This window comes from Novacetimonas maltaceti (assembly GCF_002906255.1).
Lineage (GTDB): Bacteria > Pseudomonadota > Alphaproteobacteria > Acetobacterales > Acetobacteraceae > Novacetimonas > Novacetimonas maltaceti.
On sequence record NZ_POTC01000001.1, the window covers coordinates 110,374 to 123,850 of the forward strand.

Annotated in this window: 14 protein-coding genes; 3 read left to right on the plus strand and 11 right to left on the minus strand. The window is 64.0% G+C overall.

From position 1 onward, the window contains the following. The first annotated feature begins 6 nt into the window (after positions 1-6). The 3 genes from KMAL_RS00530 to KMAL_RS00540 are packed head-to-tail and all read left to right on the plus strand — an operon-like array spanning position 7 to position 3,020. Entirely contained in the window at positions 7-2,010 is a 2,004-nt protein-coding gene (locus tag KMAL_RS00530) for a lytic transglycosylase domain-containing protein (RefSeq protein WP_239019866.1), read from the plus strand. Then, positions 2,010-2,471, plus strand: coding sequence for a phosphatidylglycerophosphatase A family protein (locus tag KMAL_RS00535; RefSeq protein WP_180999701.1), 462 nt, complete (start codon positions 2,010-2,012; stop codon positions 2,469-2,471). The genes KMAL_RS00530 and KMAL_RS00535 overlap by 1 nt, the downstream gene beginning before the upstream one ends. 42 nt (positions 2,472-2,513) lie before the next feature. Continuing rightward, positions 2,514-3,020 (plus strand): CinA family protein, encoded by a 507-nt coding sequence (locus KMAL_RS00540; RefSeq protein ID WP_110093813.1) that lies wholly within the window; start codon positions 2,514-2,516, stop codon positions 3,018-3,020. 86 nt (positions 3,021-3,106) lie between these two features. Here KMAL_RS00540 and KMAL_RS00545 read toward each other — a convergent pair whose 3' ends face one another. From KMAL_RS00545 to KMAL_RS00595, 11 genes are all read right to left on the minus strand, one after another. Next, positions 3,107-3,439 carry a hypothetical protein gene (locus KMAL_RS00545; RefSeq protein WP_110093814.1) on the minus strand — a complete coding sequence of 111 codons (333 nt, stop codon included), beginning with the start codon at positions 3,437-3,439 and terminating at the stop codon, positions 3,107-3,109. A gap of 34 nt (positions 3,440-3,473) precedes the next feature. After that, positions 3,474-3,962, minus strand: a complete 489-nt coding sequence (locus KMAL_RS00550) for a type II toxin-antitoxin system RatA family toxin (RefSeq protein WP_110093815.1) — start codon at positions 3,960-3,962, stop codon at positions 3,474-3,476. Next, positions 3,962-4,954 carry a lipoyl synthase gene (gene lipA, locus KMAL_RS00555; protein WP_110093919.1) on the minus strand — a complete coding sequence of 331 codons (993 nt, stop codon included), beginning with the start codon at positions 4,952-4,954 and terminating at the stop codon, positions 3,962-3,964. Before lipA ends, KMAL_RS00550 begins: the two co-directional genes overlap by 1 nt. Before the next feature lie 170 nt (positions 4,955-5,124). Beyond that, positions 5,125-6,537, minus strand: a complete 1,413-nt coding sequence (lpdA, locus tag KMAL_RS00560; RefSeq protein ID WP_110093816.1) for a dihydrolipoyl dehydrogenase — start codon at positions 6,535-6,537, stop codon at positions 5,125-5,127. 10 nt (positions 6,538-6,547) lie between these two features. After that, complete coding sequence (locus KMAL_RS00565; RefSeq protein ID WP_110093817.1) at positions 6,548-7,828, minus strand: pyruvate dehydrogenase complex dihydrolipoamide acetyltransferase; 1,281 nt, start codon at positions 7,826-7,828, stop codon at positions 6,548-6,550. Positions 7,829-7,840: 12 nt separating this feature from the next. Beyond that, entirely contained in the window at positions 7,841-9,202 is a 1,362-nt protein-coding gene (locus tag KMAL_RS00570) for a pyruvate dehydrogenase complex E1 component subunit beta (RefSeq protein WP_110093818.1), read from the minus strand. A 6-nt stretch (positions 9,203-9,208) separates the two neighbouring features. Continuing rightward, on the minus strand, positions 9,209-10,168 hold the full coding sequence (gene pdhA / locus KMAL_RS00575) for a pyruvate dehydrogenase (acetyl-transferring) E1 component subunit alpha (RefSeq protein WP_408887872.1): 960 nt from the start codon (positions 10,166-10,168) through the stop codon (positions 9,209-9,211). A 135-nt stretch (positions 10,169-10,303) separates the two neighbouring features. Then, positions 10,304-10,804, minus strand: coding sequence for a cyclic pyranopterin monophosphate synthase MoaC (moaC, locus tag KMAL_RS00580; RefSeq protein WP_110093820.1), 501 nt, complete (start codon positions 10,802-10,804; stop codon positions 10,304-10,306). Then, positions 10,801-11,652, minus strand: coding sequence for an indole-3-glycerol phosphate synthase TrpC (trpC, locus tag KMAL_RS00585; protein WP_110093821.1), 852 nt, complete (start codon positions 11,650-11,652; stop codon positions 10,801-10,803). Before trpC ends, moaC begins: the two co-directional genes overlap by 4 nt. 31 nt (positions 11,653-11,683) lie before the next feature. Then, positions 11,684-12,817, minus strand: a complete 1,134-nt coding sequence (trpD, locus tag KMAL_RS00590; RefSeq protein WP_110093822.1) for an anthranilate phosphoribosyltransferase — start codon at positions 12,815-12,817, stop codon at positions 11,684-11,686. A 6-nt stretch (positions 12,818-12,823) separates the two neighbouring features. Continuing rightward, the gene (locus tag KMAL_RS00595; RefSeq protein ID WP_110093823.1) at positions 12,824-13,426 is read right to left on the minus strand and encodes an anthranilate synthase component II; all 603 of its coding nucleotides are present in this window, start codon (positions 13,424-13,426) and stop codon (positions 12,824-12,826) included. Positions 13,427-13,477 lie beyond the last annotated feature (51 nt).

The window sequence follows — 13,477 nt, forward strand, 5'->3', positions numbered from 1 at the left end:
CGTGCCGTGCGGGGGTGTGGTGCCATTGTGGCGTCGGTCGTGGCCGGGTTGTGGATGTCATGCCCGCTTTCGCCCCTTCATGCGGAAGTGCCCGCCATTCCTGCGTCTTCGGCATGGCCTACGGAGCATCAGGCCGATACCGGCAATGCCGATGACAGTCCTGTCGCGGCCCGCCTGACGGTTTATCTGCGCCTGCTGTCGCCCGCAGGGGGAAGCGCCGATGAATATGCCAATTTCCTGACCGAAAGCGCTTCATGGCCAAAACGCGCAGTCATGATGGCCCGGTTCGAGCGTGCCCTTGCACAGGAAAACGACCCAGCCACGCTGACGCGACTGTGCGCGCGCTGGCAGTTGGGCAGTGCGCAGGCGCTGGCCCATTGTGCCACGGCAGCGGCCCCTCCCCCTTCACAGATTACGCAATGGGCGCGCGTGGCATGGATTTCCGGCGCGGACCAGCCCAATGATGCGCACCTGATGCAGCAGCAGTTCGGCGCGGCCTTCACCGCGCAGGACAACTGGCAGCGTTTCGACCGGCAGGAACGTAATGGCCGCCTTGCCGCCGCCGATGCGCAGATTCCATTCCTCGACCCGCAGCAGCAGCCCCTGGCGCGTGCGCGTCTGGCCCTGCATCGCAATGATGCGAACGCACAGAACCTGCTGGCGGCAGTGGCGGACGACCATCGCGATGATGCCATGCTGGTGCTTGATCAGTTGCGGTGGCTGGACCATGCGCAGCGGCTTGATGACGCCATTGCGTTGTGGAAACACAGGGGTTTCGCAATCGAACGGCAGCAGGACAAGGCGACGGCCGCCATGTTCTGGCATGCGCGTGATGCCCTGGCGCGCGACCTGCTGATGCAGGGGCGTAACCGCGATGCCCTGCTGATTGCCGATGACCAGTCTGCCCTGCCCGAGGTCGCGTCCTATGATGCGCAGTTCCTCAGTGGCTGGATTTTGCTGCAGCGCCTCAGGCAGCCGGCAAAGGCGCTTGCCCGGTTCGAGCCGCTGGGACGGGCGACCGCGCTGATTACCCGCAGTCGTGGTCTGTACTGGAGCGGGCGTGCACAGGCGGCGCGCGGCAACCGGGCGGCGGCACGCACGGCATGGGAAGAGGCCGCGCAGCTTGCCAACACCTTTTATGGGCAGATGGCGATCGCCTGCCTGCGTAATGATGGGGTCAACGGGTTGCTGACCCCCGGACAGGCCGGCGGCCCCGTGCGTGAATACCTGATGCGGCTGCGCACGCCCGAACCGACGGTGGAGGAATCCGTGCGTTTCGATACGTCGGACCTTGCGCGCGCGGCCCAGATCCTGGTGTCATGGAACGATTTCCACCACGCCCGCGATTTTGTCATCAAGCTTGATGAGGAAGCGACCCGGCCGGTGGAACATGTGCTTGCCGCCCGGCTTGCCACCCGTCTGGCGATGCCCGATGTCGCGGTGCTGATTGCCCGTCGGGCAGGGCGTGACGGGGTCGCGCTGGTCGATGACGGATGGCCCCGCCCCTTTGTGCCCGCGGAACATGACCTGCCACAGGGGCTGGAACTGGCGGTCATGCGGCAGGAAAGCAATTTTGACCCCACCATCGTCAGCGGCGCGCATGCTGTCGGCCTGATGCAGTTGCTGCCTGCCACTGGACAGGAACTCGCCCGCCGCACGCATCAGCCCTATGCCACCGTGACCGCGGCCACGTTGACCAACCCGCAGGTGAACATGACGCTGGGTGCGGCCTATCTCCAGCAGCTTATGGAGCGCTTCGGCGGTAGTGTCCCCTACCTGCTTGCCGCCTATAACAGCGGGCCGCATCGGGTTGATACATGGCTGGCCTCGCTTGGGGACCCGGCGCGGGAGCATGCATCGGGCGAAGTCGTGCTCGACTGGGTGGAAAGCATCCCGTTCGAGGAAACGCGCAATTATGTGGAGCGTGTGCTGGAAAACATGGTGATCTATCAGGCGCGTGCGGCGGGAACGGCAACAGGAACTGCAGTAGCGACGGAGGCCGCGCGGTGATGCGTTCCATCGCACGGATGATCGCAAGTTTTGGCGGCAGTGGCTTTGCCCCGCGTGCGCCGGGCACCGTCGGGTCGCTGGCCGCGCTGGTGGTCGGGGTTCCGCTGCTGCAGCATGTGACGTGGATGGGAATGGCCATCGCGGTGTGTTGCGTCATCGGATACTGGGCAACGGCCATGGTTTCGGGCGGGGAAGATTACGGATGGATCGTCATAGACGAGGTCGCGGGCATGTGGCTGTCGATGTGGCCCCTCGCCCCGCTGCATGTCCATTCCCTGCGCGGGGCCGACCTGTTGTGGCTGGGGCTGGCATTTGCGCTGTTCCGGCTGTTCGATATCACGAAACCCGGGCCGGTTGGCTGGTTTGACAGGCGGCATGATGCCGTGGGTATCATGGGGGATGATATCGTGGCAGGCATGGGGGCCGGGATGATTGTCATGGCCCTTCACGCCATTGCCTGATCCCCGCGCGACTGGCGCGGCCGTGGGAACAGGATGGAACATATGGAACCGTCATTATCTGCCCGGATGAAGCAGGGTGCCCTGCTGCTGCTTGAGGCGCTGGCCCGGCAGGGGCGCCGTATCGTCGTGGCCGAAAGCTGCACTGGCGGGTTGCTGGCCGGATCCCTGACGCAGCCGCCCGGTGCTTCCGAATTCGTGGCGGGCGGGTTCGTGACCTATTCCAATGCGATGAAGATACGACTGCTGGATGTGCCGCCCGTCCTGCTCGACCTGCGTGGCGCGGTCAGTAGCGAGGTCGCCGCCGCGATGGCTGAAGGCGCCGTTACCGTTGCCCCCGATGCCGATATCGCGGTGTCGATTACGGGAATTGCAGGTCCGGGCGGCGGAAGTGCGGAAAAGCCGGTGGGCCTGGTGTGGTTTGCCGTGGCGATGAAACGGCAGCAGACACGCACGGTGTCGGTTGTGTTTTCCGGGGATCGGGATGCGATCCGGATGCAGTCCGTGATCCATGCCCAGGCACTGGCGACCGAAGCGTTGCAGGCTGGCTGACATTGAACGCGGCCAGGCGGGATGGCCTGAGCGCGTTCAAGACAGGATGGAATGAATGTTATTGGTCAATCCGATAGCATCATGCCTTAATAGAAAGCGACCGTATCGGTGGTTTCCGGCACGCGGATGGGCGGGGATGTCGTTCCGGTCCCTGCCGCCTGAACAGGCTGTGCCTTGCCGTTTGTGGCCGTTCCTTTTGCGACGGTGGTGGGGGCGGCCGGTGTCGGGGTCTTCAGGCTGGCACGGGCCTTTTGCAGGCTGAGGGCGTTGAGATCCGCCGTTTCGGCGTCGCTGCCCGGTGCGGGCGACTGGCTGGTCGTTGCGTGGTGACGTGCATGCGTCGCAGCCGGAGACGCATGCGCGGTTCCTGCCCCCGCCAGTCCAGCCAGCAGGAAGATCAGGAGAGAGGAATATTTCATCAGACCATTTTCCGGGAAGTAGGCATGCCCGCTATTATGCGTTTCCCATCTTGGCGGGCATGGTCGAGGGATTGGCGGGCGGCACGATCGTGGGTGGACCATAGATTTCACGGGCCCGCCGGATAAAGGCCGACACCATCAGGCGAACGGCCTCGTTGAAGACAACGCCGATTGCCGCCTGCAGCAGGCGGGAGCGGAATTCGAAATCGACGAAGAAATCGATCAGGCATCCCCGGTCATCAGGGGTGAAGGTCCAGACATTGTTCAGGTAACGGAACGGACCTTTTTCATAGGTGACACGGATGGTCCGTGGCTGATCGAGGGTGACGCGGCTGGTGAAGGTTTCACGAAACGGACCGAAACCGATCGACAGGTCCGCCACCAGCAGCGTGTCAGTGCGGCTTCTGACCTTGGCGGCAACGCACCAAGGCAGGAACTGCGGATACTTTCCGACATCGGCGACCAGATCAAAAAGCTGATCCGGAGAATAGGCGATCAACCGACGTTCGGCATGGGTGGGCATCACTTCGTCTCCATCGCGCCGTTCTGGGTGTCCAGACGCTTTTGTCGTGCGGCACGCAATTCCGCAAAATCAGAGTCCGCATGATACGACGACCGCGTCAGTGGCGACGAACTGACCTGAAGGAATCCCTTGACCCGGGCCATGGCGGCATAGTCAGCGAATTCCTCCGGCGTGACAAAACGTGCCACCGCAGCATGCTTGACCGTAGGTTGGAGATATTGCCCCAGGGTGATGAAATCAACGTCCGCTATACGCAGGTCATCCATGACCTGAAGTATTTCGGGCTTCTCCTCCCCCAGCCCCAGCATCAGGCCGGACTTGGTGAAGATCGACGGGTCAAGGCGCTTTACGTCGTCAAGCAGGCGCATAGACTGGTAATAGCGCGCGCCGGGCCGGATGGAGGGATACAGGCGCGGCACGGTTTCAAGGTTATGGTTGAAGACATCGGGCCGTGCCCTGACCACGATTTCCAGCGATCCGGGCTTGCGCAGGAAATCAGGGGTCAGGATCTCGATGGTCGTGGTCGGTGCTGCCGCGCGTATCGCGGTGATGACGCGGGCGAAATGGTGCGCCCCCCCATCGGGCAGGTCGTCACGGTCGACGGATGTGATGACAACATGCCGCAGGCCCAGTTTCGCCACCGCTTCGGCGACGCGCTGCGGTTCATCGGCATCCAGCGCATGCGGCAGTCCGGTGGTGACATTGCAGAATGCACAGGCGCGGGTGCAGATTTCGCCCATGATCATCATGGTGGCATGGCGCTGCGACCAGCATTCGCCGATATTGGGACAGGCCGCTTCCTCGCACACCGTCACCAGTTTCTGGTCACGCATCAGCTTGCGCGTCTCGTGATAGACGGGATTGTTGGGCGCACGGACGCGGATCCAGTCCGGTTTCCGGGCGATGGGGTTGTCAGGCCGGTGCGCTTTTTCCGGGTGCCGCGCCGCAGGCGACCCCTCCTTGCGATGATCGATCAGGACACGTACGGACATAAGCGGTAAAACCCCGAAAAACAGGCAGATATCCACAAGTGGAACGCGCCGTTCCATGCGTCAAGCATTCTTGCGTGCCGGAACCTGATGGGCAATCACAAGGTCGGGAAAAGCATGCAACGCAGCATACCTCCCCCGTTCATGACGCATGAAAGCAGCGTCAGGGGCACTTAGAAATGCAGCGCCCCGTCATAGGCGGCCAGCACGGCCTCGTGCATGGTTTCGGAAATGGTGGGATGCGGGAAGACCGTTTCCTTCAGTTCCTCATCCGTCAGTTCCGATGTCCGGGCAATGACATAACCCTGGATCATCTCCGTCACCTCGGCCCCGATCATGTGCGCGCCGAGAAGCTCGCCCGTCTGCGCATCGAAGATCGTCTTGACCAGCCCTTCCGGTTCTCCCATCGCGATGGCCTTGCCGTTTCCGATGAAGGGGAAGCGCCCGACGCGGATCTTGTAGCCCGCATCCTTGGCCCGTGCCTCCGTCATGCCGACCGAGGCCACCTGCGGGCGGCAGTACGTGCATCCGGGGATGTTCAGCGGGTCCATCGGATGGACCTTTCGTCCCGCGATCATCTCCGCGCACATCACGCCTTCATGGCTTGCCTTGTGGGCCAGCCACGGCGGCCCGGCGATGTCACCTATGGCATAGACCCCCTTCTCCGCCGTGCGGCAGTAGGGATCGACCTTGATATGGGTGCGGTCGACCTCGATCGCGGTGCCTTCCAGCCCGATATTCTCGACATTGCCGACAATGCCGACGGCCGAAATCACGCGATCGACGGTAATCTCCTGCGTTTTGCCGCCCGCCTCGACCTTCAGGGTCACCGTGTCGGCCCCCTTGGAGACGGACACGATCTTCGCCCCGGTCAGGATCTTCATGCCCTGCTTTTCAAAGGCCTTGCGTGCAAGGTCGCTGATTTCCGCGTCTTCCACCGGCAGGATGCGCTCGGCCACTTCCACGATGGTCACTTCGGAGCCCATGTTGCGATAGAACGAGGCGAACTCGACCCCGATCGCCCCTGAGCCGATCACCACCAGGCGTTTGGGCAGTTCGGTCGGCACCATGGCCTCGCGATACGACCAGATCAGCTTCTGGTCCGGCTCCAGCCCCGGCAGCACGCGCGCGCGCGCACCCGTAGCGATGATGACATGCGGGGCCAGAAGCCTCAAGGCCTCGCCCCCCTTGGTCGGGGTCACCGACACGCGACGATTGTCGCCCTCGCTCCCGTCAAGGCGGCCAAAGCCGTTGATGACCGTTACCCTGTTCTTCTTCAGCAGGTGCCCGACACCCGCCGAAAGCTGTGCCGACACCGCGCGGGAGCGTTTGACCACCTTCGCAAGGTCAAAGCGCATATTGTCCGCCGCAAACCCGAATTCCCCAAGGTTGTGCAGCAGGTGGTTGATTTCCGACGCCCGCAGCAGCGCCTTGGTCGGAATACAGCCCCAGTTGAGGCAGATGCCGCCAAGGTGGGCCGCTTCCACCACCGCGACCTTGAGGCCAAGCTGCCCCGCGCGGATCGCGCTGACATACCCGCCGGGGCCGCCGCCGATGATGATGACGTCAAATTGGGAAGAGTTCATGCCAGCGCCCTCAGACCACGAGACTTAGCGGGTTTTCCACCACGGAACGGAAGACCGAGACCCATTGCGCGGCCAGCGCGCCATCAACCACGCGGTGGTCCACCGACAGTGTCACGGTCATGACGGTCGCCACGCGGATCTCCCCCTCCCTGACCACCGGGCGGGCTTCCCCCGCCGCGATGGCGAGGATGGCCGCCTGCGGCGGGTTGATGATGGCGGAGAATGCTTTCACTCCCATCATGCCCATGTTGGAGATGGAGAATGTGCCGCCCTGGAATTCCTGCGGCTTGAGCTTGCCCCCGCGCGCGCGCTTGATCAGGCCACGGGTTTCCGTGCTGATCTGGCCGAGGCTTTTCAGGTCGGCCTGCCGGACGATGGGCGTGATCAGCCCGTCAGGGATGGAAACCGCCATCGAGATGTCGATATTGTCGTAATGGACGGTCATGTCCCCCGCGAAGGAGACATTCACGTCAGGCACCCGGCGCAGCGTGATGGCTGCGGCCTTGATGAGCATGTCGTTGACCGAGATCTTGTAAGCCCCTGCCCCTTCCGCCGGGGACGCCGCGTTCAGTTGCGAACGCAGGGCCAGCAGGGCGTCGAGTTCGACATCCATTTCCACATAAAAATGCGGGATGGTCGATTTCGCTTCGGTCAGGCGACGGGCGATCACCTTGCGCATCGTCGAATTGGCGACGGTGTGATGCGGGGTGTCCGCCGCGATGGCCACGCCCTGCGCCGCAGGGGGCTGTGCTGCCGCCGTGGCCTGTGGTGCGGCAGGCCGTGCCGCGGCCTGTTCGACATCGCGGCGCACGATGCGCCCGTTCGGGCCACTGCCCCTGAGCGTGGACAGGTCGATCCCCTTCTGCCCTGCGATGCGACGCGCCAGCGGGGAGGCGAAGATACGCTTTCCTTTCGCCGGGGCAGCGGGTGTCGGGGTGGCGGGCGGTGCCGATGCGGGTGCTCCGGGCGCAGGTGCCCCGGCCGTCGTGGGGGCCTTGGCCGGCGTCGGGTCTGCCGCGGGCGTGGCCGGTGCTTCGGGCACGGCCTCGCCTTCGGCAACGAGGATGGCGATCGGCGTGTTGACCTTGATGGCCTCGGCCCCCTCATCCACCAGGATGCGGCCAAGCACGCCCTCGTCCACGGCCTCGACTTCCATCGTGGCCTTGTCCGTCTCGATCTCGGCGACGACGTCGCCCGCGCTGACCGCCTCGCCTTCCTTTTTCAGCCAGCGCAGCAGCTTGCCTTCCGTCATGGTGGGAGACAGGGCCGGCATCAGGATATTCGTGGACATCGCGTTGCTCCCTCAGACAATCTGCCGGACGGCGTTGAGGATCCACTCGACATTGGGCAATGCCAGCTTTTCAAGGTTCGCGGCAAACGGCATCGGCACGTCGGCACCGGCGACGCGCACCGGCGGGGCGTCAAGGTAGTCGAACGCATGTTCGATCACCTGCATGGCAATTTCCGCACCGATCCCGGCGAAGGGCCAGCCTTCCTCCACACAGACAAGGCGACTGGTCTTCTTGACGCTGTTGACGACCGTTTCGGTATCGAGGGGACGGATCGTGCGCAGGTTGATCACCTCGGCGCTGATGCCCTGCTCCGCCAGTTTCGCCGCCGCCTCGAGTGCGACGCCGACCATGATGGAGAATGTCACGATGGTGACGTCGCTGCCTTCGCGCTCGACCTTGGCCCTGCCGATGGGCAGGATGAAATCCTCATCCACGGGACAGGGGAATTTCTGTCCGTAAAGGATCTCGTTTTCAAGGAAGATGACCGGGTTGGGATCGCGGATGGCCGCGCGCAGCAGGCCCTTCGCGTCGGCGGCGGACCATGGGGCGACGACCTTCAGGCCGGGCACGTGGCCGTACCAACTGGCATAGCACTGCGAATGCTGTGCGCCCACCCGTGCCGCCGCCCCGTTGGGGCCACGGAAGACGATGGGGCACGACATCTGCCCGCCCGACATGTAGCGCGTCTTGGCGGCGGAATTGATGATCTGGTCAATGGCCTGCATGGCGAAATTCATGGTCATGAATTCCACGATCGGCTTCAGCCCCGTAAGTGCCGCGCCAATCGCCATGCCGGTGAAGCCCTGTTCGGTGATCGGGGTATCAATGACCCGCTTTTCGCCGAACTCGTCCAGCAGCCCCTGCGAGACCTTGTAGGCCCCCTGGTACTGCGCGACTTCCTCGCCGATCAGGAAAACATCTTCGTCACGACGCAGTTCGGCCGCCATGGCATCGCGCAGGGCCTCACGCACCGTGATTTCGCTGGTCTCGCCCCAGTCCTTCTCGATGCCGGCCTGCGTCACCGGGGCGGGCGGTACGGGCGGGGCTGCCGCAGGCGTAACCGCCACGGGGGCAGGACCCGTGCTTGGCGCGGGTTCGGCCGGGGCGGCGTCTGCGGCGGAACTGTCCTCCCCGGGGGCAAGGAGGATGGCGATGGGCGTGTTGACGGCGATGTTCTCCGTCCCTTCGGGTACCAGCACCCGGCCTATCGTCCCTTCTTCCACCGCCTCGACTTCCATCGTGGCCTTGTCGGTCTCGATCTCGGCAATCACGTCGCCGGGGGCTACGTCTTCACCGGTATTCTTCAGCCAGCGGGCCAGTTTCCCTTCCGTCATCGTGGGGGACAGGGCGGGCATCAATATCTGTATGGGCATCTGTGTTCAGCTTTCGACAAGCACATCGGTCCACAGTTCGGACGGATCTGGTTCGGGGCTGGTCTGGGCGAAGTCGCTGGCATCGGTCACGATGGCCTTGACCTTGGTATCGATGGCTTTCAGTTCGTCTTCCGTCGTGCCCATGGCCAGAAGTTCCTTGCGCACACGGTCGATCGGATCGTGGTTCTTGCGCATTTCCTCCACTTCGGAACGCTGGCGGTACTTGGCCGGATCGGACATCGAATGGCCGCGATAGCGGTAGGTGTCGACCTCCAGCAGCACCGGCCCCTTCCCCGCGCGGCAGTGGGCGACGGCATCGCGCGCCGCGTTGCGCACGGCTTCGACATCCATGCCATCGACATGGAAGCCGGGAATGCCCCACGGTTCGCCATTGCGCCACAGTTCGCGTGACGCGGATGCGCGCTCCACGCTGGTTCCCATTCCGTAGCGGTTGTTTTCAAGCACGAAGATGCACGGCAGTTTATGCAGGGCGGCGAGGTTGAAGCTTTCGTAAACCTGCCCCTGGTTTGACGCGCCTTCCCCGTAATAGGTGACCGAGACCTCGTCCGTGCCGCGATATTTGTTGGCGAAGGCAAGGCCGATGCCCAGCGAGACCTGCGCGCCGACGATCCCGTGGCCACCATAGAAATTCTTCTCGCGGGAGAACATGTGCATCGATCCCCCCTTGCCGTGGGAATAGCCGCCTTCGCGCCCGGTCAGTTCCGCCATGACCCCACGCGGCGTCATGCCGGCCGCCAGCATCTGCCCATGGTCGCGATAGGAGGTGATGATCTTGTCACCGTCCCTGAGTTCCATGTGGATGCCGACCACCACGGCTTCCTGCCCGATATACAGGTGGCAGAAACCGCCGATCAGGCCCATGCCGTACAACTGCCCCGCGCGTTCCTCGAAACGGCGGATCAGGACCATCTGGTAATAGGCTTCCTGCAACTCGGCCTGGGTCATGGCCCTGCTGTTGCGGCCGCCTGCCACATCGGAAACTTGTTTCTCACTCATTGAGTGTCCTTGCCTTCTTACGTGACGTACAGACCGGGCCAGACCAGAGGATCGCACGGCAGCACCGGCTGTGATGCAGTCTGGTTATCTGGAGGGCGGTGTCGTCCTTTCATAAAGCCCTGATGCGCCGCCGGATTTGTGGTGCAGGCAAATTTCACCGATCTCCATGTCGCGATCGACGGCCTTGCACATGTCATACAATGTCAGTCCAGCCACGCAGACAGCCGTCAGGGCCTCCATCTCCACGCCGGTCGGCCCGGTGGTGCGGACGCGGGCGGTAATCTCGATCCCGGACGCATCGCCGGCCATGGGGTCAAGGTCGACCTTGACCGATGACAGCGCGAGCGGATGGCATAGCGGGATGAGGTCCGATGTCTTCTTCGCCGCCATGATGCCCGCGATGCGCGCGGTGGCCAGCACGTCGCCCTTGGGCGCCGCGCCGGAGAGGATCATGTCAAGGGTCGTGCGACGCATGGTGATGCGTCCCTTCGCCACGGCTTCGCGCAGGCTCGGCGCCTTGGCCGAGACGTCCACCATCGTGGCGTGGCCCGCCGCGTCGAGATGTGAAAGGGTCGCCCCCGTCATGCCGGGGTGGTTCCCAGCAGCGTACGCACGGCATTTTCAAGGTCATCCGCGCGCAGAAGGCTTTCGCCCACCAGGAAGCCGCTGGCCCCCACGGCGTTCAGCTTCACGATGTCCTCGTGCGTGCGGATGCCGCTTTCGGAGACGATGATCCTGTCGGGCGGCACCATCGGCGCGAGTTCGATTGTCGTGTTGAGGTCTGTCTTGAGCGTCTTGAGATTACGGTTGTTGATGCCGATCAGGGACGTATCGAGCGCGAGCGCACGGTTCAGTTCCTGCTCGTCATGCACCTCCACCAGCACGTCCATGTCCAGTCCGCGCGCGATGTCGAGGAGTTCCGCGGCCTCCGCATCCGTCAGGATCGCCATGATCAGCAGGATGCAGTCCGCACCGATCAGGCGGCTTTCATGCACCTGCCACGGGTCAAGGATGAAGTCCTTGCGCAGGATCGGCAGCTTGCACGCCTCGCGCACGCGGGTCAGGTCCTCGGCGCTGCCATGGAAGCAGGACCCTTCGGTCAGCACGGAAATACACGCCGCTCCCGCCTGCTCGTACTGCTGCGCGATGAGGGTGGGCTGGTAATCGGCGCGCAGGATGCCGGCGGAGGGCGAGGCCTTCTTTATTTCCGCGATCAGCCCGATCTGGTGATCGGCCGTGCGCTGCTTGAGCGCCTGCCCGAAGCCACGCGGCGGGGTCGCCACCTCACGTGCGCGCGCGGTGATTTCCTTGAGCGGCATGACGGTCGCACGCTGTGCTACATCCACCCGGGTCCGGGCGCAGATACGGTCGAGCACATCGGGCAAATCATCGGCATCCAGGTCCGGGACAGAATCGGTCTGTTGCGGCATCATTGGCGTGTCGTTCATTTTTTACCCTGTTACTCTATTCTGGCCTGTCCGCCCGGCATTCACGAACGGCTTGCAGCACGGCATGCGCCGCGCCATTGTCAAGAACGCTGGCGGCCAAGGCAACGTTCGTACGCAGGGCGGCAATATCCAGCCTGTCGCCCTGAATGATATGTCCCCGTCCCGCGACATGCAGCGCGACGGCCGCGTTCAGCAGGACCGTATCGCGATAGGCGCCACGCGCGCCATGCAGCAGGTCGTTCAGTGCATGGGCATTGTGCCGGGGCGTGCCCCCGGCTATCGCCTCGATCGGTGCAGGGGACAGTCCCGCGTCCGCGGCCGTGACGATCCGTTCGCGGATCACCCCGCCATCAAGCGCGCAGACCCGGTTTTCCCCCGCAAGGGTCAGTTCATCGACCCAGCGGTTGTTGCCGCAGTCGCCGCTGACGCTCCAGACGCACTGCGATCCCTCGTCACGCAGGGTCTCGACCATCGGGCGCTGCCAGCGTGGGTCGAACACGCCCACCAGTTGCCGTCGCACATGCCCCGGATTGCACAGCGGGCCGACAAGGTTGAAGATGGTGCGGAACCCGAGTTCACGCCTGACCTGCCCCACATGGCGCAGGGCGGGATGATGGTTGGGGGCGGCAAGGAACGCAACCCGGCAGGCGCGGACCTGCGCACGGATGTCATCATGGCCGTCCGGCAGTCCGACGCCGAGTTCAAGCAGCACGTCCGTCGCGCCCGAGTGGGAAGACAGCGCCCGGTTGCCATGCTTGACGACGGGAACATCTAGGGCCGCGAGGACGAAGGCCACGGCAGTGGACACATTGAAGGTGCCAAGCCCGTCCCCACCCGTGCCGCAGACGTCGATCGCACCGTCCGGCAGGCCCGTAACACCGATCATGCGCGCACGTATCGCGCTGACGGCGGCGCGCAGTTCATCTGCCGTCTCGCCCTTCATGTGAAGGGCGGTCAGGAACGCGGCCAGACGGATATCTGGGACCTGCCCGTCCATGACCTGTCCGAAAATCCCTTCGGCAACCCGTAGCGGAAGGTCATGGCCAAGCAGCAGGTCCTTCATCATGCTGCGGAAGTCGGTGATCGCAGACGCATCAACCGCGGGAACATCAACCACAGGGGCGCGGGACGGGCCGGATGACTGTGCCATGGCCGCTCAGGCAGCCCTGGATTTGGGCGGGGCGGCACCCGTGCGCGCGATGGACAGGAAATTGGCCAGGATGTCGTGGCCATGTTCGGACGCGATGCTTTCGGGATGGAACTGCACCCCGAAGATCGGCAGGTCGCGGTGCCGCAGTCCCATGATGACGCCATCGGCCGTCCATGCCGTGGGCACCAGCGTGTCGGGCAGCGTGTCGGGATCGACGGTCAGGCTGTGGTAGCGGGTGGCGCGGAACGGGTCCGGCAGGCCCGTGAAGATGTCCGTGCCATTGTGCATGACGGGCGAGACCTTGCCATGCATCGGGATGGGCGCGCGCACGACCCTGCCGCCGAATACCTGCCCGATCGACTGATGGCCGAGGCAGACGCCGAACATCGGGATTTCCCCTGCCGCGCGCGCGATCAGGTCACAGCAGATCCCGGCCTCGTTCGGGGAACGGGGGCCGGGTGAGAAGACGATCGCTTCGGGTTTCAGGCGCATCGCGTCCTCGACGCTCAGCGCGTCGTTGCGACGGACGTCACAGCGCTCCCCCAGATCCCCCAGATAGTGGACGAGGTTGAAGGTGAAGCTGTCATAATTGTCGATCAGCAGGATCATGACGATATCATGACCGTCCGGCGTGGCAGGGTCAAATCCCTGTTGGGGAGA